The 25,026-nt window shown below is 70.8% G+C and carries 25 protein-coding genes and 1 pseudogene; 2 read left to right on the top strand and 24 right to left on the bottom strand.

All coding sequences use genetic code 11. The features are described from left to right. Positions 1–44: 44 nt before the first annotated feature. Positions 45–881: a translation elongation factor Ts gene (tsf, locus tag ACIP63_RS13960; RefSeq protein ID WP_401514786.1), complete on the bottom strand. Its 837-nt coding sequence runs from the start codon at positions 879–881 to the stop codon at positions 45–47. A gap of 101 nt (positions 882–982) precedes the next feature. Next, positions 983–1,918, bottom strand: a complete 936-nt coding sequence (rpsB, locus tag ACIP63_RS13955; protein WP_104789440.1) for a 30S ribosomal protein S2 — start codon at positions 1,916–1,918, stop codon at positions 983–985. Positions 1,919–2,195: 277 nt separating this feature from the next. Between rpsB and ACIP63_RS13950 the strand changes: the two are divergent. After that, positions 2,196–2,645: pseudogene (locus ACIP63_RS13950) on the top strand (peptidoglycan DD-metalloendopeptidase family protein); the annotation flags it as partial. Positions 2,646–2,800: 155 nt separating this feature from the next. Here the strand turns inward: ACIP63_RS13950 and ACIP63_RS13945 are convergent. The 17 genes from ACIP63_RS13945 to ACIP63_RS13865 form a co-directional block, all read right to left on the bottom strand. Further along, the gene (locus ACIP63_RS13945) at positions 2,801–3,358 is read right to left on the bottom strand and encodes a TetR/AcrR family transcriptional regulator (protein ID WP_401515136.1); all 558 of its coding nucleotides are present in this window, start codon (positions 3,356–3,358) and stop codon (positions 2,801–2,803) included. Positions 3,359–3,455: 97 nt separating this feature from the next. Then, a complete protein-coding gene (gene whiG, locus ACIP63_RS13940) occupies positions 3,456–4,292 on the bottom strand; it encodes an RNA polymerase sigma factor WhiG (protein ID WP_033304072.1) in 837 nt (278 codons plus the stop codon). A gap of 261 nt (positions 4,293–4,553) precedes the next feature. Beyond that, positions 4,554–5,726, bottom strand: a complete 1,173-nt coding sequence (gene dprA, locus ACIP63_RS13935; RefSeq protein WP_401514783.1) for a DNA-processing protein DprA — start codon at positions 5,724–5,726, stop codon at positions 4,554–4,556. Beyond that, the gene (locus ACIP63_RS13930) at positions 5,723–7,345 is read right to left on the bottom strand and encodes a YifB family Mg chelatase-like AAA ATPase (RefSeq protein WP_401514780.1); all 1,623 of its coding nucleotides are present in this window, start codon (positions 7,343–7,345) and stop codon (positions 5,723–5,725) included. Before ACIP63_RS13930 ends, dprA begins: the two co-directional genes overlap by 4 nt. Next, positions 7,345–7,704 carry a YraN family protein gene (locus ACIP63_RS13925; protein WP_393763922.1) on the bottom strand — a complete coding sequence of 120 codons (360 nt, stop codon included), beginning with the start codon at positions 7,702–7,704 and terminating at the stop codon, positions 7,345–7,347. Before ACIP63_RS13925 ends, ACIP63_RS13930 begins: the two co-directional genes overlap by 1 nt. Before the next feature lie 132 nt (positions 7,705–7,836). Continuing rightward, positions 7,837–8,145, bottom strand: a complete 309-nt coding sequence (locus ACIP63_RS13920) for a DUF2469 domain-containing protein (protein ID WP_003965949.1) — start codon at positions 8,143–8,145, stop codon at positions 7,837–7,839. 63 nt (positions 8,146–8,208) lie between these two features. Then, positions 8,209–8,697: an NUDIX hydrolase gene (locus ACIP63_RS13915; protein WP_401514777.1), complete on the bottom strand. Its 489-nt coding sequence runs from the start codon at positions 8,695–8,697 to the stop codon at positions 8,209–8,211. Continuing rightward, complete coding sequence (lepB, locus tag ACIP63_RS13910; protein ID WP_401514774.1) at positions 8,687–9,460, bottom strand: signal peptidase I; 774 nt, start codon at positions 9,458–9,460, stop codon at positions 8,687–8,689. Before lepB (ACIP63_RS13910) ends, ACIP63_RS13915 begins: the two co-directional genes overlap by 11 nt. A 49-nt stretch (positions 9,461–9,509) precedes the next feature. Next, on the bottom strand, positions 9,510–10,391 hold the full coding sequence (gene lepB, locus ACIP63_RS13905; protein WP_401515133.1) for a signal peptidase I: 882 nt from the start codon (positions 10,389–10,391) through the stop codon (positions 9,510–9,512). Then, entirely contained in the window at positions 10,309–11,367 is a 1,059-nt protein-coding gene (lepB, locus tag ACIP63_RS13900) for a signal peptidase I (RefSeq protein WP_401514773.1), read from the bottom strand. Before lepB (ACIP63_RS13900) ends, lepB (ACIP63_RS13905) begins: the two co-directional genes overlap by 83 nt. Beyond that, positions 11,360–12,133: a signal peptidase I gene (lepB, locus tag ACIP63_RS13895; RefSeq protein WP_401514770.1), complete on the bottom strand. Its 774-nt coding sequence runs from the start codon at positions 12,131–12,133 to the stop codon at positions 11,360–11,362. Before lepB (ACIP63_RS13895) ends, lepB (ACIP63_RS13900) begins: the two co-directional genes overlap by 8 nt. 45 nt (positions 12,134–12,178) lie before the next feature. Next, positions 12,179–12,529, bottom strand: coding sequence for a 50S ribosomal protein L19 (gene rplS / locus ACIP63_RS13890; RefSeq protein ID WP_033304056.1), 351 nt, complete (start codon positions 12,527–12,529; stop codon positions 12,179–12,181). Between the two features lie 124 nt (positions 12,530–12,653). After that, complete coding sequence (gene trmD / locus ACIP63_RS13885) at positions 12,654–13,475, bottom strand: tRNA (guanosine(37)-N1)-methyltransferase TrmD (protein WP_401515130.1); 822 nt, start codon at positions 13,473–13,475, stop codon at positions 12,654–12,656. Then, positions 13,475–14,113, bottom strand: a complete 639-nt coding sequence (gene rimM, locus ACIP63_RS13880; RefSeq protein WP_401514768.1) for a ribosome maturation factor RimM — start codon at positions 14,111–14,113, stop codon at positions 13,475–13,477. Before rimM ends, trmD begins: the two co-directional genes overlap by 1 nt. Positions 14,114–14,220: 107 nt before the next feature. Then, positions 14,221–14,460, bottom strand: coding sequence for an RNA-binding protein (locus tag ACIP63_RS13875; protein ID WP_014153811.1), 240 nt, complete (start codon positions 14,458–14,460; stop codon positions 14,221–14,223). Positions 14,461–14,462: 2 nt separating this feature from the next. Beyond that, positions 14,463–14,903, bottom strand: a complete 441-nt coding sequence (gene rpsP / locus ACIP63_RS13870) for a 30S ribosomal protein S16 (protein WP_401514766.1) — start codon at positions 14,901–14,903, stop codon at positions 14,463–14,465. A gap of 155 nt (positions 14,904–15,058) precedes the next feature. Next, positions 15,059–15,652: a hypothetical protein gene (locus ACIP63_RS13865; protein WP_003965961.1), complete on the bottom strand. Its 594-nt coding sequence runs from the start codon at positions 15,650–15,652 to the stop codon at positions 15,059–15,061. Between the two features lie 521 nt (positions 15,653–16,173). Here ACIP63_RS13865 and ACIP63_RS13860 point away from each other — a divergent pair. Beyond that, entirely contained in the window at positions 16,174–17,040 is an 867-nt protein-coding gene (locus ACIP63_RS13860) for a methyltransferase domain-containing protein (protein ID WP_399236667.1), read from the top strand. A gap of 69 nt (positions 17,041–17,109) precedes the next feature. Here ACIP63_RS13860 and ffh read toward each other — a convergent pair whose 3' ends face one another. The 5 genes from ffh to ACIP63_RS13835 all read right to left on the bottom strand — a co-directional run bounded on the left by ffh (position 17,110) and on the right by ACIP63_RS13835 (position 24,753). After that, the gene (ffh, locus tag ACIP63_RS13855; RefSeq protein ID WP_401514761.1) at positions 17,110–18,657 is read right to left on the bottom strand and encodes a signal recognition particle protein; all 1,548 of its coding nucleotides are present in this window, start codon (positions 18,655–18,657) and stop codon (positions 17,110–17,112) included. Between the two features lie 121 nt (positions 18,658–18,778). Continuing rightward, positions 18,779–21,229 carry a [protein-PII] uridylyltransferase gene (locus ACIP63_RS13850; RefSeq protein WP_401514759.1) on the bottom strand — a complete coding sequence of 817 codons (2,451 nt, stop codon included), beginning with the start codon at positions 21,227–21,229 and terminating at the stop codon, positions 18,779–18,781. A gap of 32 nt (positions 21,230–21,261) precedes the next feature. Beyond that, the gene (locus ACIP63_RS13845) at positions 21,262–21,600 is read right to left on the bottom strand and encodes a P-II family nitrogen regulator (protein ID WP_014048583.1); all 339 of its coding nucleotides are present in this window, start codon (positions 21,598–21,600) and stop codon (positions 21,262–21,264) included. Beyond that, complete coding sequence (locus ACIP63_RS13840) at positions 21,597–22,940, bottom strand: ammonium transporter (protein ID WP_401514755.1); 1,344 nt, start codon at positions 22,938–22,940, stop codon at positions 21,597–21,599. Before ACIP63_RS13840 ends, ACIP63_RS13845 begins: the two co-directional genes overlap by 4 nt. A 337-nt stretch (positions 22,941–23,277) precedes the next feature. After that, entirely contained in the window at positions 23,278–24,753 is a 1,476-nt protein-coding gene (locus tag ACIP63_RS13835; protein ID WP_401514754.1) for a hypothetical protein, read from the bottom strand. Between the last annotated feature and the right edge of the window lie 273 nt (positions 24,754–25,026).

Below are 25,026 nucleotides of genomic sequence, written 5' to 3'. Positions count from 1 at the left end.
CTGCACCAGACCCTATCGGGGTCCACCGTTGTTCGCGGACGGACTCAGATGCCGACCTTGATGCGCGTGAAGCGCTTCAGGGTGACACCGGCCTCGTCCAGGACCTTCTGGACGGACTTCTTGTTGTCCAGCGCGTACGGCTGGCCGAGGAGGGTGGCCTCCTTGAAGAAGCCGTTGACGCGACCCTCGACGATCTTCGGGAGGGCGGCCTCGGGCTTGCCCTCGGCGCGCGTGGTCTCCTCGGCGACGCGGCGCTCGGCCTCGACGACCTCGGCCGGGACGTCCTCGCGGGAGAGGTACTTCGGGGCGAAGGCGGCGATGTGCTGGGCGATGCCCTTGGCCAGCTCGGCGTCGGCCTTGTCCAGCTCGACCAGGACACCGATCTGCGGCGGCAGGTCGGGCATGGTGCGGTGCATGTAGACGCTGACGTAGTCGCCGGTGAACTGCGCGAAGCGGTCCAGGACGATCTTCTCGCCGAGGTTGGCGTTGGCCTCGTCCACGTAAGCCTGGACGGTCTTGCCGGGCTCGATCTCGGAGGCGAGGAGCGCCTCGATGTCGGCCGGGGAGGTCGCGGCGACGTGGGCGGCGAGCGTGTTGGCGACGGCCTGGAACTTGTCACCCTTGGCGACGAAGTCCGTCTCGCACTTCAGCTCGAGCAGGACGCCGGACGTCTTGTCCTCGGAGACGAGGGAGACGACGGCACCGTTCTCGGCAGAACGGCCTTCGCGCTTGGCGACGCCCTTCTGGCCCTTGATGCGGAGCGCCTCGACGGCACCGTCGACGTTGCCGTCGGCCTCGTCGAGCGCCTTCTTGCAGTCCATCATGCCGGCGCCGGTGAGCTCGCGGAGCTTCTTGACGTCAGCGGCGGTGTAGTTCGCCATGAGTCTGTTTCTCTCTCGAAGTCTGAAAGATCTACGGGTGAACGGCGGGGGCGGTGCCGATGCACCGGCCCCCGCCGTCATTCAGCCGTGACTGACGGGTGTCAGGCCTGCTCGTCCGTGGCCGGGGCCTCGGCGGCCGGGGCCTCCGCGGCGGGAGCCTCGGCCTGCTCGGCAGCCTGCTCGTCGGCGGCGGCGGCCGGCTCGGCGTCGGCGGCCTTCTCGGTCTCGGCGGAGGACTGCACCTCGGCGTCGTCCTTCTTCTCGCCCGCGAGAAGGTCACGCTCCCACTCGGCGAGGGGCTCGCCGGCGGCCTTCTCGCCCGGCTTCGAGTCACCGGTGGCGGCACCGGAACGGGCGATGAGGCCCTCGGCGACGGCGTCGGCGATCACGCGGGTGAGCAGGGTGACGGAGCGGATCGCGTCGTCGTTGCCCGGAATCTTGTAGTCGACCTCGTCGGGGTCGCAGTTGGTGTCGAGGATCGCGACGACCGGGATGTGGAGCTTGCGCGCCTCACCGACGGCGATGTGCTCCTTCTTGGTGTCGACGATCCAGACGGCGCTCGGCACCTTCTGCATCTCGCGGATACCACCGAGGGTCTTCTCCAGCTTGGCCTTCTCGCGGGAGAGGACCAGGAGCTCCTTCTTGGTGAGGCCGGAGGCGGCCACGTCCTCGAAGTCGATGAGCTCGAGCTCCTTCAGACGCTGAAGGCGCTTGTAGACGGTGGAGAAGTTGGTGAGCATGCCACCGAGCCAGCGCTGGTTGACGTACGGCATGCCGACGCGCGTCGCCTGCTCGGCGATGGCCTCCTGGGCCTGCTTCTTCGTACCCACGAACATGATGGAGCCGCCGTGGGCGACGGTCTCCTTGACGAACTCGTAGGCGCGGTCGATGTACGACAGCGACTGGAGCAGGTCGATGATGTAGATGCCGTTGCGCTCGGTGAAGATGAAGCGCTTCATCTTCGGGTTCCAGCGACGGGTCTGGTGACCGAAGTGGACGCCGCTTTCCAGCAGCTCCCGCATCGTGACGACGGCCATGGCCGTACTCCTTGAGGTACTCGGTTTTCGCGACCGCAGGATTGCTGTCGCGCCTGACGCCCCGACGCGCCGTGCCACGAGGGACCGAGGAGCGCGGCCACCGTCCGCAGAGAGGGAGGTGGCGGGGCGTGCGAAGTCGACCCGGTGACCCGGATCGCCAGAAGAAGTGTACGGGACCCGCCGGGTCCAGGGTGACGGCGATGTCCACAACCCCTCGGCCGTCCACAGATCCGGGCCATGATCCCCATGGGGCGGGCCTGCGGGAGATCGTGGCGTCATGTGCCGCTCACCTGGAAGGACCACCGGCCGGCCGCGTATCGCACGGGTGGCCGTCCTGCTCGCCCTGCTGCCCGCGACGCTGCTCGCCGTCCTGCTGGGACCGGCCTCCGCGAGAGCCTGGGCGGCGCCGCCGGGGGGTGACCGCGTCTGGCCGCTCGCGGGCCGGCCCCTGGTCGTACGGGGCTGGGAACCGCCCGCCGGTCCTTACGCGCCGGGCCACCGCGGGGTCGATCTCGCAGCCCCGCCGGGCACCCCGGTTCTGGCGGCGGCCCCCGGCCGGGTCGCCTTCGCGGGACCGGTCGCGGGGCGCGGGGTGGTCTCCGTCGACGTGGCCGGGAGCGGAAACCCACCGCTGCGCTTCACGTACGAACCGGTGCGGGCGCGGGTCTCCGAGGGCGACGAGGTGGTCGCGGGGCAGGTGGTGGGGGTCGTCGGGCCGGAGCCGTCCCACTGCGCAACCGGCTGTCTGCACTGGGGGCTGCGGCGCGGAGAGGTCTACCTGGATCCGTTGTCGCTGCTTCCTCCGTCACTGCTGCGACGGGGGCCCTCCAGGCTGCTGCCGGTGTTCGGCGTACCGCTCCCGGAGACGGACAGGAGGCGCGCTCAGCCCCGGACGCCGCGCAGGACCATGGCCACGGCAATGTCCGCCACGATGCCCGGCTCCTCGGCCGCGCCCAGCTCGATCCTGCGCACCGCGGCGTCCACGGAGCCCTGCAGGAGCATGGCCGCGAGCCTGGGTTCGGTGTGGCCCAGGTCGGCGAGCGCCTCGACGATCATGGTGATCAGCCCGCCGTGCGCGGCACGGATCTTCTCCCGGGCGCCGGCGTCCAGCTCGCTCGCGGAGATCGCCACGACCGCGCGGTGCCGCCGGTCCCCGACGAGGTCGAGCTGCCGGCGCACGTAGGCCTCGATCTTGGCCTCGGGCGTGCCTGCCCGCTCCATCGCGTTCTCGACCTCGGCGGCCCAGACCGGGAAGTCGACGGCGCAGAGCTCCTCGACCACGGCCGCTCGGGAGCGGAAGTACTCGTAGACGGAGGACCTGGCGAGGCCGGTGCGCTCGGCGAGGGCGGGGAAGGTCAGCGCCTCCGTACCGCCCTCGGACAGCAAGGAGCGTGCGGCGTCCAGGAGGGCGCCGCGCTGCATGGTCCGGTGCTCGGCCACGGAGGCCGCTCGAATCCTGGGCACCCCTCCACTCTACGGCGGAGCCGGTTCGAAGGGGGGTGCGCGTCCGCGGAAGGCCGGCCGAAGCCGCTCGGGTTCAGCGTCCGGCGTCGGCCAGCTTCGCCCGGAGCTGCAGCACCGACTTGGTGTGGATCTGGCTGACCCTGCTCTCGGTGACCCCGAGGACGTTGCCGATCTCGGCGAGGGTGAGGCCTTCGTAGTAGTAGAGCGTGACCACGGTCTTCTCCCGCTCGGGGAGCGTGTTGATGGCGCGGGCGAGCAGCCGTCTGAGCTCGCGGTCCTCGGCCACCTCGACCGGATTGTCGGCCGCGGTGTCCTCCAGGGTGTCCATCAGGCTCAGCCGGTCGCCGCCCTCGCCGCCGACATGCAGCAGCTCCTCCAGCGCCACCACGTTGGCGAGCGACAACTGGCTGAAAACCGCGTGCAGTTCCTCCAGGGCGACGCCCATCTCCGCGGCCACCTCGGCCTCCGAGGGGGTGCGCCGCAGCTGCGCCTCCAGCGTGGCGTAGGCCCGCTCGACGTTGCGCGCCTTCTGCCGCACGGACCGCGGAATCCAGTCCAGCGCCCGGAGTTCGTCGATCATCGCGCCACGGATCCGCGTGATCGCGTAGGTCTCGAACTTGATGGCCCGCTCGATGTCGAACTTCTCGATGGCGTCGATCAGTCCGAAGACACCGGACGAGACGAAGTCCGCCTGCTCCACGTTGGACGGCAGCCCCACGCTGACCCGGCCGGCGACGTACTTCACCAGCGGTGAGTAGTGCAGGATCAGCTGCTCCCGCAGCCTCTCGTCGCCGGTGGTCTTGTACGAACGCCACAACTCGTCGAGCGAGGAGGGGGCGGGAGGACGCACAGTGCCACGCGCAGCCGGTGGTACTGCCGCGCGGTCAGACCCGGAGGTGTGCTGGGGCATGTGGTGCCTTGAGCCGTTCTGCCGTGAAGTGCTGGGACGTGTCTCTGGGGCGGAATCCTTGTGAGCGTAGCGTGACCTCAGCGTTGCGGTGCGCGCAGGACAAGGGAACCGTGCGGTGCGATTGCGTGCCAAATCCCTTGCCCTTCTCCCTCCACCTGACGGGGGTGATGGCGAGGACCGTCACCGCTCACACCGCTCCCGGAGGCCTGACCGGGTGCCTCCGAGGTCATCTGCATCACCTTTTCACCCGAATGCTCCGGGTCAAGTACCGCCTCGCCGCGCGTCCCCATTGCGTGTCCGTCCCCGCGTCAACCGCCATCCGTCGCCCTCGCGTTCGACGAACCCCAGTGAGTGGAGTTCGTACAACCGCGCGAGGGCTTCATCCGTGGACGCTCCGGCGCTCCTGGCCACGTCGCACCCCTCCATCACGCCCGTCCCCGGCAGCGCGTCCAGCACCTGTACGGAGGCGGCGTCGAGGAGGTCCCTGGGCAGGACGGGGCCGCGTCTGGCCGGGGCCAGCTCGCCGATGTCCCCCACGAGTTCACAGATCTCGGCGGCGTCGGTGACCAGGACGCCCTCACCGCGCAGGAGTTCATGGACCCCGGCTGAGAGACCGCTCGTGGCGGGGCCCGGCACCCCCATCGTGAACCGTCCCAGCCGTTGCGCGCTTCTCGCGGTGACCAGCGAGCCGCTGCGGTATTCGGCCTCCACCACCACGGTGCCTCGCGTGAGTGCCGCGATCACCCTGTTACGCAGGATGAATCTGCTGCGCGTCGGATGGTCCGAGGGCGGCAGCTCTCCCATGACCACGCCCTGCTCCACGATGCGTCCGATCAGCTCGGCGTGTCCCCGGGGGTAGGCCACGTCCACTCCGCAGGCCAGCACCGCCATGGTCGCGCCGCCCGCGGCCAGCGCCCCGCGATGGGCGGCGCCGTCCACCCCGAACGCCGCGCCGGAGACCACGACCCACCCGCGCTCCGCCAGCCCCGCGGCGAGGGTCGCCGCCATGTGCGCCCCGTAGGGCGTGCAGGCCCGGGCGCCTACCAGAGCGACGGAGCGCAGCGCCCAGAGGCGCAGGTCGGACCGGCCGCGCACCCAGAGGCCGATCGGCCGTGCGTCCCCCAGGTCGTCGAGTTGGCTCGGCCACTCGCTGTCACCGGGGCAGACGAACCGCCCGCCGATCGCGGCGATCTCCGCCAGGTCCCTCCTGGGCGCGGCGCTCGACGCACGCAGGCGGTACGCGGCGAGCCGGGTCGCCGTCATCCCCTCCATCGCCTGCGCGGGTCCGTCCGCGGCCGTGAGACGCCGTATCAGCTCGACGGGCCCGATCTCACGGATCCAGCGGCCGGCGCGCTCGTCCCCGGGCTCGAAGACCCGGGTCAGGGCGGCACGTGCCAGCCGCTCGAGCTCGCCGTGGGCGGCCGGGGCGTTCACCGGGAGCCCGCCTGCATCGGGACACCGCGCTGGATGCCCGTCCGCAGCTCCAGCGCCACCGCGACGTCCGAGGCGTCCGGGCGGTCGGCGGCCCTCAGGTCCGCGACGGTCCACGCCACGCGCAGGACCCGGTCGAGGCCGCGGGCGGTGAGGACGCCACGCTCCATGTCCCGCTCGGCCCCCATCAGGGCGCCCGGGGCCGCGACCAGCCTGGTCCGCAGCTCATGTCCGGGTACCTCGCTGTTGGTGGTCCAGGGGGTGCCCGCGAGCCGCTCGGCGGCGCGCTCCCTGGCTGCCCGCACCCGGGCGGCCACCTCCGCGGAGGACTCCCCGCGGCCGCCGCTCCCCATCAGGTCCTCCCGTCCGACGGGCTCGACCTCGACGCGCAGGTCCACCCGGTCGAGCAACGGGCCCGACAGCCGCGCCTGATACCGGCGGACAGCGGAGGGCGGGCACTCGCAGCCGGCCCCGGCCAGGGTGTGCCTGCCGCACGGGCAGGGGTTCGCGGCCAGGATCATCAGGAAGCGCGCGGGCAGCCGGACGACCCCGGCCGCGCGTGCGACCACCACGTGTCCGGACTCCAGGGGCTGGCGCAGGGCGTCGAGGGCCCGGCCGGAGAACTCCGGGGCCTCGTCCAGGAAGAGGACGCCCCGGTGCGCCAGGGACACCGCTCCCGGCCGCGGCAGGCCGTTCCCCCCGCCCACGAGTGACTGCATCGTCGCCGAGTGGTGCGGGGCACAGTACGGCGCTCTGCTGATCAGGGGTTCACCCGGCGGGAGGATGCCCGCGACCGAGTGCACCGCCGTCACTTCGAGGGATTCCTGCCGGGACAGGGGCGGCAGGATCGCCGTGAGCCGCTCGGCCAGCATGGTCTTGCCCGCCCCGGGCGGTCCGGAGAGCAGCAGGTGGTGTCCTCCTGCCGCCGCCACCTCCAGGGCCTTGCGCGCCCGCCCCTGGCCCGCGACGTCGGCCAGATCTGGCCGGTGCGCCGAGCCGTCGGCCGACATCGGGGCCAGGCCCGTGCCGAGGCCCGCTCCGGGCACCATCAGCCCGGCGAGCATGGTGTCGGGGCGCCCCCGGTCGGCGGCCGGCTCATCGGGCACGGGTTCGTCGCCGAGGACGGCGATCAGCTGGCGCAGGCTCCGTACACCGAGGACGGAGAGTCCCGGCACGAGCGCGGCCTCCCCCGCGGTCTGTTCCGGGACGACAACGTGCCGGTACCCCGCCTCGGCTGCCGCGAGGACCGCGGGGAGCACCCCGCGCACCGGGCGCACCCTGCCGTCGAGGCCCAGCTCCCCGATCATCACCACGTCGGCGATGGCCGCGGGGTCGATCCGCTCCGCCGCACCGAGCACCGCGCACGCCACCGCGAGATCGAAACCCGAACCGCCCTTGGGCACGGAGGCGGGGGACAGCCCCACCGTGAGCTTCTTCTGCGGCCACTCCGCCCCGGAGTTGACGACCGCGGCCCTGACCCGGTCCCGGCTCTCCACCAGGCTCTTGTCCGGCAGACCCACGAGCGTGAACGCCGCCACGCCCGGTTCCAGATCGGCCTGGACCTCCACCACCACACCTTCGACGCCGACCAGCGCCACCGAGCACGCCCGCGCGAACCCCATCAGGCCACGCCCCGCACATGCTCGGTGACCGGGGCGCCACGCCTGGGCAGGATCACGCCGATCAGATCGATCCGGACCCCGCCGGGCGGCGGCCCGCCGTGCCGGTCGAGCCAGATCTCGGCGAGCCTGCGCAGCCGCTCCGCCTTGGCCGGTGTGACGGCCTCCATGGGATGCTCGAAGGAGCCCGCCCTGCGGGCCTTCACCTCGCAGACGACCACCGCGTCGCCGTCCCTGGCGACGATGTCGATCTCTCCCGCCCGACACCGCCAGTTGCGCTCCAGCACAGTCATGCCGGCGTCGGCCAGCAGCCGTGCCGCCAGATCCTCGCCGTACCGCCCGAGTGCCCCCCGTGCGTTCATATCGGCACCACCTCCGGCACCGACTGTGACGCGCCCCGCCCGATCTTTTGGATCTTGGTGGACAACCAGGCGGATGTGAATATCCCGGCCACTCGGACGAGTGAACCGGGACATCGGAGGAGCACGCCGGGGTCAGCCGCCCGGGAGTTCGAGATCGCTCTTGTTGAGCTCCTCGATGTTCACGTCCTTGAACGTCAGAACCCGGACCTGCTTGACGAACCGGGCGGGCCTGTACATGTCCCAGACCCACGCGTCCGCCATGGAAACCTCGAAAAAGACCTCACCCTGGACCGAGTGCACCTGCATCTCGTAATCGTTGGTGAGGTAGAAGCGCCGTTCGGTCTCGATCACATATTTGAACAGACCGACGACATCGCGGTACTCCCGGTAGAGCTTCAGCTCCATCTCGGTCTCGTACTTCTCGAGGTCCTCGGCACTCATGGCATGTTCCCCTTCAGCCGTGCGTCCCCCTATTGTGCGTCAGCCCCACGCACCCCTGGCCGATTAGACGATTTCGGGGGCGAGAACCAGCGGAACACTCGGGGGACCCTCGTCGAGCAGCGTGCGCAGCAGCCCGGCGAGCCTGGTCGGGTACACCGTCTCACGCGTGGCGAGAAGTTCGGCGGAAGTCCACCACCTCAGACCGGCGACACTGCGCAGCTCCAGCTCGGTGAGCCCCTTCTGGTCGGTCGCGGTCTGCGACGTACGGGCCAGGAAGTACCACTCGTCCTGGTCCCAGCGCCGCCCGTCGAACGGGAAGGAGCAGGTCCTCGTCCACAGCAGCGGACCGAGGGAGACATCCGTGATCCCGGTTTCCTCGGCGAGCTCACGCAGGGCGGCCTCCTCACGGGTCTCGTCGCCCTCCAGGCCGCCGCCCGGGGTGAACCACCAGCTGTCCGCCGGGCTCGCCGGCTCGAAGCCGTGCAGCAGCAGGATCCGGTCGTCCGGGTCCAGGAGCACCACGCGAGCGACCTTGCGTGCCTCAGTGAGCACCGGCGGACACCTTCGGCCTCCTGCTCCCCCGTGCGGAGCGCGCCGCGAGCGGACCGTAGGACGCTCCGCCCAGGATGAGCACCACACCCGCCACGAGGGCGCCCACCTGCAGCGGCAGCGGCCCCTCGGACGACACGCCGCCGGGCAGCGACGCGAAGGAGTCGGGCCGGCCGATCATGCCGTTCATGGGCCATGCGATGGCGTCCACCCGCGCCTGGACGGCGCCACGCGGCACCGAGCCCTGGCCCGGGTCCTCCAGGTGGACGCGGGAGTCCAGGGAGGTGCTGCGCTCGTCCCCGAGGAGGAAGAGCTGGCCCTCGGGTACGTCGGCCGTGAAGTTCTGGGGCGAGGCCGGGGCGTTCCCGTCGGCCGGGAGGAGGGACGAGGCGCCCTCCCCGCGCAGATACGGTTCTTCGACGGGCTTGCCGTTGACGGTGAGCCGGCCCTCCTTGTCGCAGCAGGCGATCTTGTCGCCGCCCACGCCCACGACCCGCTTCACCATGGGCACGTCGCCCCACGTCGAGTCGGTGAAGACGACCACGTCTCCGCGCCGCACGTCGCCGCCGTCTATCCGCTCCGCGAGGACCCGGTCACCGGCGTTCACCGTCGGCGTCATCGAGTCGGTCGGCACGGTGTACGGCTTGTACACCACCGCTCCCCAGGCGAAACCGCCGAGGAAGAGCACACAGCCGACGGCCACGGCCAGGTTCGACAACACGTTGCCGAGCCGGCCGCGGCCGTCGTCACGTTCTGATCCACTCATCCCAGCGCTCCCCCATCGGAGATCGACAATCGCTGATCCGAGCGGCACCCTACCCGGCGGTACGCCCGCGGGTCAGCCTGCGGCGACGCCAGAACACGAGGGGCAGCGCTCCGGCTACACCGAGTGCTCCGGGAACGGCCGCCGAGGCAGCCGCGTTCAGCCCGGGCTGGTCGAACGTCTCCGGCACCGGGAGGGTCGCCCAGCGGTTGATGGGCCAGGCCACGACCACGGCCCGGCCGACCACCTCGTCCGTGGAGACCGTGCCCTGACCGGGAAGCTCCTGGTGGTAACGGGAGTCCAGCGAATTCTGCCGGTGGTCGCCCATCACCCAGATCCGGCCCTCGGGCACATGGATCGGCCCGAACGGCTCGTCGTCGCAGGCGCTGTTGCCCTCGAAGATGAACGACTTGTCGTCCAGCGCCTTGCCGTTGACCGTCACCGGCCCGTTCTTCTTGCACTGGACGGTGTCGCCGCCGACGGCGATGACCCTCTTGATCAGGTCCTTCTCCTCGGCGGACGGCATCAGTCCGATGAAGCTCAGGAACTTCTGCACCGCGTTGGGCTCGGGCGTCGCGGTGTCCTCCAGCCAGCCGCCCGGGTCGTGGAAGACCACGACCTCTCCGCGCTCGGGCTCCGAACCGAACCACGGAGTCAGCTTGTCGACCAGCACCCGGTCACCCCGCTGCAGGGTGTTCTGCATGGAGTCCGAGGGGATCGAGAACGCCTGTACCAGGAACGTCTTGATCAGCAGCGCGAGAATCAGCGCGATGCCGATGAGGAGCGGCAGCTCCTTCCAGAACGAACGCGGCTTCTTCACCGCCGTACTGCCACCGCCCGGGGACCCGCCGTCACTCTCCGCCTCCACCGGGACCCCGTCGCTCGAAGGCCGGTCCTCGGGTTCGTCGTGTCCGGATCGTGCGCCGACCGCCAAATCCCCCACATCCACTCCTCACTCCGTGCCACCGCCCGCGCCCGATTCGGCGCAGGCCCACCACTCCCATAACGAGCGGGAGTTCCGCAGGGGTCGGGAGCAGGACCATTCCGTTGCGATCCTGGGAGGACACACTATTCGACGGGGCCTTCGCAGCGGTCGCTCCGACTCCTCCCTCGGGAACGGAGGCATACGTTCCGGGCTCCTCCAGCCTGCGCCAATGCCCGAAGGGCCAGGCGATCACCACGGCCCGCCCCACGACCTCGTCCTCCGAAACCGTGCCCTTCCCCGGCTTGTCGAGGTGGAATCGCGAGTCGGCGGAATTCGACCTGTGGTCGCCCATGACGAAGATACGGCCCTCGGGAACCTTTACCTCGAATTTGAGAGTGGAGGGCACATCGCCGGGATTCAGGTACGGCTCGTCGAGCGCCACGCCGTTGACCGTGATCCTGCCGTCGGCGCCGCAGCACTTCACGGTGTCGCCTCCGACGGCCACCACGCGCTTGATCAGGTCCTGCTCGTCCTCGGAGGGCAGCAGTCCGATGAAGGTCAGCAGTTCCTTGACCTGTTTGACCCCGGCGGGCGGGTCCTCGGTGGCCGCGGTCTCCTGCTGCAGCCAGCCACCCGGGTCCTTGAAGACGACCACGTCGCCGCGCTGCGGTTCGGAGCCGAACCAGGGCGTCAGCTTGTCCACCAGGACCCGGTCGCCGATCCGGATGGTCTGCTCCATCGACCCGGAGGGAATCACGAAGGCCTGGACGAGGAAGGTCTTGAGTACGAGCGCGATCAGCAGCGCGACCAGGACGAGGAGGGGTATCTCCTTGATCGCGGACCGGCGCCGGCGGCGTTTCACCTTGCGGGCCAGCTTGCGGCGCTCCGCCCGCGTGGGCAGTGAGCGGCCCGTGGCCGGCCTCGACCCGGTGGGCAGCGGCTGCCCGGTGTCCGGCCCTCCCCGCTTACGCCCCCGGTTACCCATGGTCCGCGTCCGCCGGCCGTATGGCGGTGAAGGCGTCGGTGCCCTCCAGGGAGCCGAGCCTGCCGAGCGGCCAGCCGAGCCAGTCGACCCGTCCGATCACCCGCTCCACGGGCACCATGCCGCCCCCCGGCTGCCCCAGGTGGTCCCTGGAGTCCCGCGAGTTGCTGCGGTGGTCGCCCATCACCCACAGCGTGCCGTCGGGCACCGCGATGTCGAAGGAGACCTCGGACGGGCGATCACCCGGGTGCAGATACTCCTCGTCCACCGGAGCGCCGTTCACCTCGATCAGCCCCCGCTTGTCGCAGCAGACCACACGGTCGCCCCCCACGCCCACCACCCGCTTCACGAAGTCGGACCCGGCGGGTTCGGCCAGTCCCAGGGACGCGGCCGCCCCGTGCAGCAGCGCGCCGACGGCGTTCCCGTCGGACGCCGTCTCCTGCACGAAGGATCCGGTGCCGTCGAAGACCACCACGTCGCCGCGCTCGGGCTCCGAGCCGAAACGGTACGCCAGTTTGTTGACGAGGACCCGGTCCCCGACGCGCAACGTGGGCTGCATCGAGCCGCTGGGAATGAGGAAGGGCTGCAGCACGAAGGCGCTGAAGAGCAGCAGGGCGACCGTGCAGAGCATGCCCAGGAAGACGGCTCGCCCCCAGGTGATCGACCCGGCCGGCCGGTCCCGGACATGCGTGGAGCGCGACCCCTCCTCCGCCCCTTCTGCGGGGACGGCGGAACGATCGCGCTCCATGTGCTGTGATTCCGTGTCCATCGGGGCCGAATCCTATCCGGCCGCGCTGTGGACGCCGGAGGTGAATCAGCGGTCGCGCTTCTCCTTGATCTTCGCGGCCTTGCCGCGCAGCTCACGGAGGAAGTACAGCTTGGCGCGACGGACGTCACCGCGGGTGACGAGCTCGATCTTCTCGAAGATCGGGCTGTGCACCGGGAAGGTGCGCTCGACGCCGACGCTGAAGGAGACCTTGCGGACCGTGAAGGTCTCGCTGATGCCCGAGCCCTGGCGACGGATGACAATGCCCTTGAACTGCTGGATACGGGAGCGGTTGCCCTCGATCACGCGCACGTGGACGTTGACCGTGTCACCCGGGCGGAACGCCGGGAGGTCGGTACGGAGCGAGGCGGCGTTGACGCCATCGAGCAGGGAAGTCATGTTGTCTGCTTTCTTCGCCGATGCCACAGGTCATCGACGGGAGAGAGTGAAGTTCGGATGCTGATCACATCGGGCGGGCGTCTTTCCCCCTGTGGCAGGGGCGCACGCCGGACGTACAGCGGGCCTATTCTTCCACGGCCTCGGGTCTGCGCCAAAATCGTCCGTCGGGCCCCGGGGACCAGCCGAGGATGGAGAGCATCTCGCGGTCCTTCTTGTCGAAGCCCGAGGCCTCGCAACGCTCGATGAGGTCGGGCCTGTTGAGAGCGGTACGGCGGAAGGCCTCGTCCCGTCGCCAGCGCGCGATCCGGCCGTGGTGGCCGCTCAGCAGCACCTCGGGAATGCCGCGTCCGCGCCACTCGGGGGGCTTCGTGTAGACCGGCCCCTCGAGCAGGTCGGCCATGGCCCCGGGCGCGAAGGAGTCGTCACGGTGCGACTCGGCGTTGCCGAGCACTCCGGGCAGCAGCCGGGCCACGGCCTCGGTGATGACCAGGACGGCCGCTTCCCCGCCCGCGAGCACGTAGTCCCCGATGGACACCTCGATGACCGGCATCCGGGTCGCGTACTCGTCCATCACCCGGCGGTCGATGCCCTCGTAGCGGGCGGGGGTGAAGATCAGCCACGGCCGTTCCGAGAGCTCGACGGCCAGTTCCTGCGTGAAGGGCCTGCCGCTCGGCGTGGGCACCACGAGCACCGGGGAGTGCGCCCCTGACTCGTATCCGCCGGCCAGCGCGTCGTCCAGGGCGTCACCCCAGGGCTCGGTCTTCATGACCATGCCGGGGCCGCCGCCGTAGGGGGTGTCGTCCACCGTGTTGTGCCGGTCGTACGTCCAGTCGCGCAGGTCGTGGACGTGTACGTCGAGACGCCCCCGGGCGCGCGCCTTGCCGACCAGTGAGACGTTCAGGGGTTCCAGGTACTCGGGGAAGATCGTGACGACGTCGAGCCGCATCACGCGTCGCCCTTCCCGGCGTCGGCCGCCGCGCCGCTCCCGGAGCCGTCCTCGTCACGCGTGGAGGAGGTGTCCTCGTCACGCGTGGAGGAGCCGTCCTCGTCACGCGTGGAGGCGATCACCGCCTCGCTCTCGTCGATCAGGCCCGGCGGCGGGGTGATGACGGCCCGCTGCTCCTCCAGGTCGATCTCGGTGACGATCTCCTCGACGAACGGGATCATCACCTCGCTGCCGTCCGGCCGTTCCACGATGAACAGGTCCTGCGACGGCAGGTGCGTGATCTCGGTGATCCGGCCGATCTCCGTGCCGTCGGTGAGGACGACGTCGAGGTCCATCAGCTGGTGGTCGTAGAACTCCTCGGGATCCTCGGGCAGTTCCGCCGGGTCGACCTCGGCGATCAGCAGGATGTTGCGCAGCGCCTCGGCCCCCGTACGGTCGCGCACGCCCTCGAACCGCAGCAGCAGCCTGCCGCTGTGCACCCGGCCGGTCTCGATCGTCAGCGGCCCGGCATGGGCGGGCTCCGTGGCCAGCACGGCACCGGGCCCGAGCCGGAGCTCGGGCTCGTCGGTGCGCACCTCGACGGTGACCTCGCCCTTGATCCCGTGGGCGCGACCGATCCGCGCAACTACCAACTGCACGCTACTTCTCCCGGTGATCTCTTACTTGAGGAGGCGGTCATGTACGGACGACAAAGGCCGGGGACGGCTCGAAAGCCCTCCCCGGCCCCGGCCGGTGTTCAACTCTTTCAGCGAACCTGGTCCACGTCGACGAGGTCGACACGGATTCCACGGCCGCCGATGGCACCCACGACGGTACGCAGGGCGCGTGCGGTGCGGCCGTTGCGGCCGATCACCTTGCCGAGGTCGTCGGGGTGAACCCGGACCTCGAGAACGCGTCCACGGCGCAGGTCACGCGAGGCGACCTGCACATCGTCGGGGTTGTCGACGATGCCCTTCACGAGGTGCTCAAGAGCCTCCTCGAGCATGCTCAGGCCTCGGTCGACTCGGTGGACGCGGCAGTGTCAGCCGCCTCGTCCGCCTTCTTGTCCGACTTCTTGGCCTTCTGGGTGATGGCCTCACCCTTGGCCTCGTCGCCGTCCGTGGCCAGGGCCTCGAACAGGGCGCGCTTGTCAGCCTTGGGCTCCGGCTGCAGGAGCGGCGCGGGGGCCGGGAGGCCCTTGTGGGCCTGCCAGTCACCGGTGAGCTTCAGGATCGCGAGGACCGGCTCGGTCGGCTGGGCGCCGACGGACAGCCAGTACTGGGCGCGCTCCGCGTTGACCTCGATGCGGGAAGGGTTCTGTACCGGGTGGTACAGGCCGATCTCCTCGATGGCCCGGCCGTCACGGCGGGTACGGGAGTCGGCGACGATGATGCGGTAGTGAGGCGAACGGATCTTGCCCAGACGCTTCAGCTTGATCTTGACTGCCACGGAAGTGGTGTCTCCTGGTCTCTGACGTGGTTGGGCACAAAAGATGCCACGTGGGGTTGCGGTACTCGGGTGCCCGATGGACGCGTCAGCCGGAGGAGAGAGGGGTCCTGTGCGACTGTCGAGTACAGCTGACCATTGTGCCACACCACATCGGGTCACCCCACCGCGACCGCCGCTTCCGGGATGCGGAAGGGCTTGCCGCAGCCACCGCAGACGATCGGGGCCTGCGCGAGGACGGAGGGGACGACGCGGACGTTGCGCCCGCAGTCGCAGACGGCCTTGACCCGCACCCCTCCCCCGGACGAGCCGTGCCGTGCGGCGGGACCGCGGAACGAGCGCTTGGTGTCCGCCGCGGTGGCCACGGTGTGCGCCTTGAGCGCCCGCTGCAGCCGTTCGGTCGTCGGGCGGTATCTGCGTTTGGCCTCGGGATTCAGCGTCACCAGCGAGAATCCGCTGCTGGGGTGGGGTTCCTCGGCATGATCGAGGCCCAGCTCCTCGGCGATCGCGAGGAAGCGTCGGTTGTGGTAGCGGCCGGCCCGGGAGGTGTCCCGGACACCTCTCGCGGCGGCGATGCCGTGGACTGCCTCATGGAGCAGCCGTTCGAAGGAGAGCTCGGCGCCACAGGCGGACGAGGACTCTCCGATCAGGGACTCTGGCGCGGCAAGATCGGGCAGCTCGGGGTGGTACCGCTGAATGTCGGCCCACGCCTGTGCCAGCTCTGCGGCAAGTACAGGTGGTGTCGTGCTCACGTCGTGACAACGAGCCTGAGTGCCCCGGTGTTCCTATTCCGGGGCATCTCAAATAATTTGCACGTACCAGTCAGTTGCCCTTGATGCGTCCGGACGAGGGCGGGTGCGCAGATCAGCGGAGAAGCCTCACAGCTCGCACCAAGGTGGTACGTAGCAACGCGTACGCACCGGCGTGGACGGGCGCCCCGCGAGTGACAGTACCCGGCACGGAGCGACGGCCGCACACCGGTCGTGACCGGCGGCCGGGGCGCTCGACGTGCTGCGCCCCGCGTGTCGGGTAAGACTGTGAGGAAGCGAGCAGCAGGCGTGCTGTTCCCGGCGCCCGCGTCCGCAAAGGTGCGCCCGGGGGCGCACGGCCGGAGCACGCAAGCAATGCCATCCCACCCCGTCCCACCTCTGGACGGGACCGCCGATGCGGAGTTCTCTGACATACGGGGGCTGTGGGCGCACACACACAGCACATAGACATGGGGGACCTCACTCGGGCACGACCGACCTCACGGCGGATTGGGGCGCATTCCATGACACCTACGCTCGTCCGGCACCACAGGTACGCGGATTCCTCCGCCCCGGTGGACGCCGGTACCCGCGCCCGTGACTGGGCCGAGATCCAGGAGCGCATGCTGGCACCGCTCTACGAGGCGGTGTACGAGCGCCTCGAAGTCGGGGGCGGTACGCGGATGCTCTCCCTCGGCTGCGGTTCCGGGCTCGCGCTGCTGATCGCGGCCTCACGCGGGGCGCGCGTCACCGGCGTCGACACCGACCGCGAACGGCTCGCCCTGGCCCGTGAGCGCCTCGCCTCCGGCCAGGGGCAGGACGCCGGCCCCGGCCGTACTGAGCCGCGGGCGAGGCTCGTCGACAGCATTCCGGCTGCCGCCCCCGACGGCGGGGCGCCGTACAACCTGCTGACCGCCTTCCAGCCGATCGGCTGCGCGGCCGGGGACTCGGAGGGGCTCGCGCCCGCTCTCGCCTCCGCCGTGCCGCTGGCCGTGCGGGGAGCCACGGTGGTGCTGGCCGGCTGGGGGCCGCCGGAGCGGTGTGCCACGGCTCCGGTGCTGAGGGTGGCGGCCCGGCTCACGGAGTCGGCGCGCGCCCCGCGCTCAGGGAGCGGCTGGCGGCCCGCGCTCCGGGACGACCTGGAAGAGGTGGCGGCGCGGGCCGGGCTCAAGCCGGACGGCTCGGGCCGGGTGTCCTGCCCGTTCGGCTACGCGGACGTGGACAGCGCGGTGCGCGGGCTGCTGTCGACCGGGCTGTTCGACACGGCGATACGGGCGACGGACCGTACCCAGGTGGAGAAGGAGGTCGCGGAGGCCCTGCATCCGCATCTGCGGCCCGACGGCACGGTGTGGATGCCGAACGTCTTCCGCTACCTGGTGTGCGTGTCGTAACGGTCGGCACGGGACAGCGAAGGGGCGCCCCGCCGGGCGGGGCGCCCCTTCGTCCGTGTTCCCAGCCGGTCAGCCCATGAACTTCTTGAACTCGTCCGGGAGTTCGAAGTTCTTGTCCTCCTGGGCGGGCAGACCCAGCGCGCCGCCCTGCGCCGCCTGCTCGCGGCGGGCGGCCGCGGCCTGCTCCTCGGCCTTGCGCTTCATCGGGTTGCCGCTCTTGCGCTTGCCCTTGGCCTGCTTGACCTGCTTCTTCTGACGGCCGGGGCCGCCGCCCATGCCGGGCATCCCCGGCATCCCGGGCATGCCGCCGCCCTGGGCCATCTTCGACATCATCTTGCGTGCCTCGAAGAACCGCTCCACGAGGCCCTTGACGGCCGAGACCTCGGAACCGGAGCCCTTGGCGATGCGGGCGCGGCGCGAGCCGTTGATGATCGTCGGCTCGGCGCGTTCCTTCGGGGTCATCGACTTGATGATCGCGGCCATGCGGTCGACGTCGCGCTCGTCGATGTTGTTGATCTGTTCCTTGATCTGCCCCATGCCGGGCAGCATCCCGAGCAGCTTGGAGATGGAGCCCATCTTCCTGACCTGCTCCATCTGCGCCAGGAAGTCGTCGAGCGTGAAGTCCTTGCCCTTGCTCGACGCCAGCTTGGAGGCCATTTTGGCGGCCTCTTCCTGGCTGAAGGTCTTCTCCGCCTGCTCGATCAGGGTGAGCAGGTCACCCATGTCGAGGATGCGGGACGCCATGCGGTCGGGGTGGAAGGCGTCGAAGTCCTCGAGCTTCTCACCGTTCGACGCGAACATGATCTGCTTGCCCGTGACGTGGGCGATCGACAGGGCGGCACCACCGCGGGCGTCGCCGTCGAGCTTGGAGAGCACCACGCCGTCGAAGCCGACGCCGTCACGGAAGGCCTCGGCGGTGTTGACCGCGTCCTGGCCGATCATCGCGTCGACGACGAAGAGGATCTCGTCGGGGCTGACGGCGTCGCGGATGTCCGCGGCCTGCCTCATCAGCTCCTCGTCGATGCCGAGGCGGCCGGCGGTGTCGACGATCACGATGTCGTGGACCTTGGCCTTGGCGAACTCGATGGAGTCCTTGGCGACCTTGACCGGGTCGCCCACGCCGTTCCCCGGCTCCGGCGCGTACACCGCGACGCCCGCGCGGTCGGCGACGACGCTGAGCTGGTTGACGGCGTTGGGGCGCTGGAGGTCACAGGCGACGAGCAGCGGGGAGTGGCCCTGGCTCTTGAGCCAGAGACCGAGCTTTCCGGCGAGGGTGGTCTTACCGGCACCCTGGAGACCCGCGAGCATGATCACGGTGGGCGGGTTCTTGGCGAACCTGAGCCGCCGGGTCTCGCCGCCGAGGATGGAGACGAGCTCCTCGTTGACGATCTTGACGACCTGCTGGGCCGGGTTCAGCGCCTGGGAGACCTCGGCGCCCCGCGCCCGCTCCTTGATGTTGGCGATGAACGCGCGGACGACGGGGAGGGCGACATCGGCCTCGAGCAGGGCGATACGGATCTCGCGAGCCGTGGCGTCGATGTCCGCCTCGGACAAGCGGCCCTTGCCCCTGAGGTTTTTGAAAGTCGCGCTAAGGCGGTCGGAGAGAGTATCGAACACGGCGCTCGTCGGTCCTCAGGGTCGGGGGCGTGGCAGGTCAGTCGCTCTCCAGGGTATCCGGACCCCGGAGAACGCGAAGCCCTCGCCCGTTTCTCGTGACGAACGGGCCCGGGGCGGGGGCTCAGCCCAGCTCCTTCTCGACCTCCCTGGCCACCTCCGCGGCACGCTCCGGAGCCAGCGGCTCACCGTCGCCGTCCGTGACGTAGAACGCGTCCACCGCGTTCGCTCCGAGCGTGGAGACGTGGGCGCTGCGCACGCGTACCGCGCTCTGTTCCAGCGCCCGGCCGATCCGGTGCAGCAGCCCGGGGGCGTCCTGGGCGCGGACCTCGATCACGGTGGCCAGGCGTGAGCCGGCCGCCGCGACGGTCACCCTGGGGGGCGGGGCCTTCACCCCGCGCCGCCGTGGATAGGCCGCCTCGCGCTCGGCGAGCCTGGCCCGGATGTCCAGGGAGCCGTCCAGGGCGCGTACGAGATCGGCCCGCAGCCGGGCGGCCTGCGGGAGCGAGCCGTACTCCGCCGCGACCCGCCAGCTGAGCACCAGCAGGCCGGCCGACTCGCCCATCTCGGTGGGCAGTTCGACGGCGCGCAGGTCGGCGGCGCGCACGGTGAGGCGGTGGAGGGCGAGCACTCCGGCCGCTGCGGGCAGGACGCCGGGGCGGTCGGGCAGGGCGATGAGGAGTTCTACACCGACGGGTTCGGGTCCGCCGTCCTCGGCGGGCGGTTCGGGCCGGGTGTGCAGGGAGAGGACGGGCTCGCGGGTGCGCAGGGCCTCGACGGCCAGGCGTTCCTGCTCGGCGCTGGGCGCGAGGGGCTCCGGAGCCGGGGGCTCCTCGCCGGCCAGGAGCGCGGCGACGCGTCGGACCAGGTCGGCGACGAGGGACGCCCGCCACGAGCTCCAGGCGGCGGGGCCGGTGGCCAGGGCGTCGGCCTCGGTGAGCGCGTGCAGGAGTTCGAGGGTGGAGGCGCTGCCCACGGCTGTGGCGACGGAGCGGACGGTCGCGGGGTCGTCGAGGTCGCGTCGGGTGGCGGTCTCGACGAGCAGGAGATGGTGGCGTACGAGCGTGGCGACGACGCCCACGTCCTGCTGGTCGAAGCCGATGCGGGCGGCCATGTCGCGGGCGATGACCTCGCCCGCGACGGAGTGGTCCCCGGGCCAGCCCTTGCCGATGTCGTGGAGCAGGGCGGCGATCAGGAGGAGGTCGGGGCGGCCGACGCGGCGGGTGAGGTGGGAGGCGCGGACGGCCGTCTCGACGAGGTGCCGGTCGACGGTCCAGGTGTGGACGGGGTTGCGCTGCGGCCGGCAGTGCACGCGCTCCCAGTCGGGCAGCAGGCGGGTGATGATGCCTTCCGCCTCCAGGGCCTCCCAGACGCCGACGGTGGCTTCGCCGGCACCGAGCAGGGTGATGAGCTCCTCGCGGGCCTGGGCGGGCCACGGCACGGGCAGCGGCTGCGCCGCGGTTCCCAGGTGGCGTACGAGGTGACGGGAGAGCGGCAGTCCGGCCTCCGCCGCCGCGGCGGCGGCCCTGAGGGTGAGCACGGGGTCGCGCTCGGGGCGGGCGGTGCGCGCGAGGACCACCTCGCCGTCGGCCTCGACGACGCCCTCGGCGAGCGGGGTGCGTTCCGGTGCGGCCTTGGCGCCGCCGAGCATCGTCCGCAGCCGTGGCCGGACGGAGCGGGCCCGCAGGACGCGGTTGACCTCGCGCCAGGTGACGTCGGTGGCGTACGAGACGGTCCTGGCGGCCTCGTACACCTGGCGCAGCAGGGCGTCGGAGTCGAGGAGGCCGAGCGCCCCGGCGACCTGGTCCTGTTCCTGCAGGGCGAGGCGGTCGGTGGCCCGGCCGGTGGTGAGGTGGAGCGCGTCGCGCGCGTCGAGGAGTGTGCGCCGGGCCTCGGCGAGCCCTTCGCGGGGCGCGTCCGCGACCCAGGAGGCTGCCACGGCACGCAGGGCGGTGGCGTCCCGCAGGCCGCCTCGGGCCTCCTTGAGGTCGGGTTCCAGGAGGAACTGGAGCTCACCCATGCGTTCGGCCCGCTCGCGGCAGAGTTCGTCGAGGGCGGGGAGGCGCTTGGGGGCCTGGTTGCGCCAGTCGGCGAGGATCGCGGTCCGCAGTCCGGCGACGAGGCCGAGGTCTCCGGCGACGGGGCGCGCGTCGAGCAGTCCGAGCTGGACCTTGAGGTCCTCCCCCGCGGTCTTGCGTGCTTCGCCGGGGGTGCGTACGGAGTGGTCGAGAGCGAGGCCGAGGTCCCACACGGGGTACCAGATCCCGTCGGCGAGCGCGGCGACGGCTGCGGCGTCGGCGGTGCCGTCGTGCAGGAGCAGGAGGTCGAGGTCGCTGCGCGGGGAGAGCTCGCCGCGCCCGTATCCGCCGACGGCGACGAGGGCGGCGCCCCGTACACCCGCCCGCCCGGCCGCGGCGGTGAACAGCCCGGTGAGCCAGTCGTCGGTGAGCCGGGCCAGAGCGGCACGGCGCGGCGGCCCGGACCGCGTCTTCTCCTGGAGAAGACGCAGCCGGGCCGCCGCGTAGCCGCTGGGTCCCGAGTCCTCGGATTCGGTGGTCACTTCGGTGCTCGTCACCCAGCTGCCTTTCCGTTCACTGGAACCGTCGGTCAGAGTGCGTCCGGGCCGCGTTCCCCGGTCCGTACGCGGATCGCGGTCTCGACCGGGACGCTCCAGACCTTGCCGTCACCGATCTTGCCCGTCCGGGCGGCCTTGACGACCACGTCGATGAGCTGTTCGGCGTCCTCGTCCTCGACGAGGACCTCGATACGGATCTTCGGGACGAGGTCGACGGTGTACTCGGCACCACGGTAGACCTCGGTGTGTCCGCGCTGACGCCCGTAGCCGCTGGCCTCCGTGACCGTGAGGCCCTGGACGCCGAAGGCCTGGAGGGCCTCCTTGATCTCGTCCAGCCTGTGCGGCTTCACGACTGCGGTGATGAGCTTCATGCGTCCACCTTCTTGTTCGTCGGGGCGCCGGGGGCCGGAGCCGAGGTGCGCGGGGCCGCGCCGCCGCCGGCGCCGCTGAAGTCGTATGCGGTCTCGGCGTGCTCGACCTGGTCGATGCCCGAGACCTCGTCGTCCTCGGAGACGCGCATCCCGATCGTCCTGTCCAGGATGAAGGCGAGGACCGCGGAGACCACCAGGGAGTACGCGAGGACCGCGAACACTCCGACGGCCTGCTTGCCGAGCTGGTCGAGCCCGCCGCCGTAGAAGAGGCCCTTGGCGTCGGACTGCACCCCGCCGGTGGCGAAGAAGCCGACGAGGAGCGAGCCGATGACGCCGCCGACGAGGTGGACGCCGACGACGTCCAGGGAGTCGTCGTAGCCGAACTTGTACTTGAGGCCCACGGCCATGGCGCACAGGACACCGGCGATCACACCGACGGCGATGGCGCCGAGCGGACTGACCGCACCGCCCGCGGGGGTGATGGCGACGAGGCCCGCGACCGCGCCGGACGCGGCACCCAGGGTGGTGAAGGAGCCGTGGCGGATCTTCTCGTAGGCGAGCCAGCCGAGGACCGCCGCACCCGTGGCGACCTGCGTGTTGACGAACATGACGGCGCCGACACCGTCGTCGTTGCCGAGCCACGAACCGGCGTTGAAGCCGAACCAGCCGAACCACAGGAGGGCGGCGCCGAGCATGACGAGCGGCAGGCTGTGCGGCCGCATCGGGTCCTTCTTGAAGCCGACCCGCTTGCCGATGACGAGGATGACGCCGAGGGCCGCCGCACCCGCGTTGATGTGGACGGCCGTACCGCCGGCGAAGTCGATGACACCCAGCTCGAAGAGCCAGCCGCCCGCGCCCCACACCCAGTGGGCGACGGGGAAGTAGACGACGGTGACCCAGAGCGTGATGAAGAGGGCCCAGGAGGTGAACTTGACCCGGTCGGCGAGGGCGCCGCTGATGAGGGCCGGGGTGAGCACGGCGAACATCAGCTGGAAGACCGCGAAGACGTAGGTCGGGATGGTGTAGCCGTCCCAGAGCTCGGTCACACCGATGCCGCTGAGGCCGACGAAGTCCGAGCTCCAGCCGATGACGGAGCCGACGTCGGTGCCGAAGGCGAGGCTGAATCCGTAGAGCACCCAGAGGATCGTGACGATCCCGAGGCTGATGAAGCTCATCATCAGCATGTTCAGGGTGCTCTTGACGCGGACCATGCCTCCGTAGAAGAAGGCCAGACCCGGGGTCATGAGCATCACCAGCGCGGAGCAGATGAGCATGAACCCTGTGTTGGCGGCAGACAGCTGCGGGGCGTCTGCGGCAAGCGTCGTGATGCCTGGGGGCATCGGCGTCTCCTCGTCGTCGGTGCGGCCACGTGCGGGGGTGCGGGACCACGGTGAAAAGGTGCGGGCCGGTTATGCGCCATGAGATTCGCGCAGCGCGGTTTCCACGGATGCCGCACGATGTTTCACCGCAGTGACGGCTGGGCTCCGCGTGTTACGTACCGATGAACCGGGGGTGTCGGACCCGGTGTGCTGCCTACCATGCTGCCTGCGCCGCATACGGCGCGGCCGGAGCGGCCGGGAACGTGAACCGGCCACGACGGAGACCCGTTGACCTGGCAATGGGGGAGCCGGTCGGGTGGTACGGGGCGGCCGTCGTGGCCGGTGGCGCGAGTGCCGGTCAGACCGCCTCGGCGGTCTCCGGGAGCTGCTCGGTGAGCAGGTCGGTGAGCCGGGCGACCTCGGGAATGTCACCGAAGTCCCTGGCAGCGGTGTCGACGGTCTTGCGGAGCCTGGTGTTGACGCGCTCCGACCTGACGCTCTTGGCGATCTTCAGGGCCCTGGTGGCCAGGACCGTCGACTCCTCCGGCTCGCGCTTGAGGAGATGCACGGTGGCCATGCCGATCAGGTTGAGCGCGTAGGACCGCTGGTGCTCGTCGTCCTCGCCGAAGAGCTCGACGGCGCGGGCCATCACGGGCTCGGCGAGCGAGGCGTACGTGGGGCTGCGTCCGGCAACATAGGCGAGGTCACGGTAGGAGTGGGCGTTCTCCCCGTGGAGTTCGGCGTCGGAGAAGAAGCGGATCCAGTCGGGCTCGGGCTCGTCGTCGAGAACGGCGTCGGCGAAGGTGTCCTCGGCCATCCGGACCGCCCGCTTGCACTTGCTCGGCTGCCCCATGTTGGCGTAGGCGCGCGCCTCCATCGCATACAGCATGGCCTGGGTCCGGGCGGTGGCGCAGTCACGGCTGCCGTACTGGGCGAGGTGGATGAGTTCGAGTGCGTCGTCGGGCCGGCCGAGGTGGATCATCTGGCGGCTCATGCTGGAGAGGATGTACGAACCCAGCGGCTTGTCGCCGGCCTCCTTGGAGGCGTGCAGGGCGAGGACGAAGTACTTCTGGGCGGTGGGCTGGAGGCCCACGTCGTAGCTCATCCAGCCCGCGAGCTCGGCCAGCTCGGCCGCGCAGCGGAACAGGCGCCTGGCGGTGGCCTGCGGCTGCGGCTCCTGCAGCAGGTCGGTGACCTCGTGGAGCTGGCCGACGACGGCCTTGCGGCGCAGCCCGCCGCCGCACTGGGCGTCCCACTGCCGGAACATCGCCGTGGTGGACTCCAGCAGGTCCAGCTCGGGGCCGGAGAGGCGCGAGGGGCGGCTCTCCGCGGTCGGCAGCTCGGGTTCCGCCTGCCCCTGCCGGGTGACGGGCACCAGCCAGCGCTGCATGGGCTCGATGAGGGTGGGTCCGGCGGCCAGGGCGAGGGAGCTGCCGAGGAAGCCTCGCCGGGCGAGCATGAGGTCACTGCGGGAGAACTCGCTGAGCAGCGCGACGGTCTGCGGTCCGGCCCAGGGCAGGTCGACCCCCGCCACCGAGGGCGCCTGGTGGGCGGCGCGGAGTCCGAGGTCCTCGATGGAGACGACGGTGCCGAAGCGCTCGGAGAAGAGCTCGGAGAGGATGCGCGGGATGGGCTCGCGGGGCTGCTCGCCGTCGAGCCAGCGGCGCACCCGGGAGGTGTCGGTGCTGATGTGGTGGGCACCGAGCTGGCGGGCGCGCCGGTTCACCTGGCGGGCGAGCTCGCCCTTCGACCAGCCGCTCCGCACGAACCACGATCCCAATTGCCCGTTGGGGCGCTTTCCGGCATTCGTCTCGCCTGCGCCGCTGCCACTCACTGGAACGCCCCCATCCCGCTGAAACCTGTCGCGCGAACCTCTATCAGAATGCCGCGCCTCGGTGCTGCCCGTACGCCCGTTGCGCCCCATCGAACAGATCGGCGAATTGCCATCGGCATACTCAACTGCAGATGCAATTGCAGCTTCGAGTACCCACGGTAATCCTACGATCACCGCCTGGGCGAGGGCCGTTGCAGAAACGCCACCATTCGCCACCCCTTCGGATGAACCCGTTCGGCGCGGTCCGCGATTCACTTGACAGGCCGCGATCAG

This window comes from Streptomyces sp. NPDC088746 (genome assembly GCF_044751065.1).
Taxonomy (GTDB): domain Bacteria; phylum Actinomycetota; class Actinomycetes; order Streptomycetales; family Streptomycetaceae; genus Streptomyces.
This window is presented reverse-complemented; position numbering and strand designations above follow the sequence as displayed.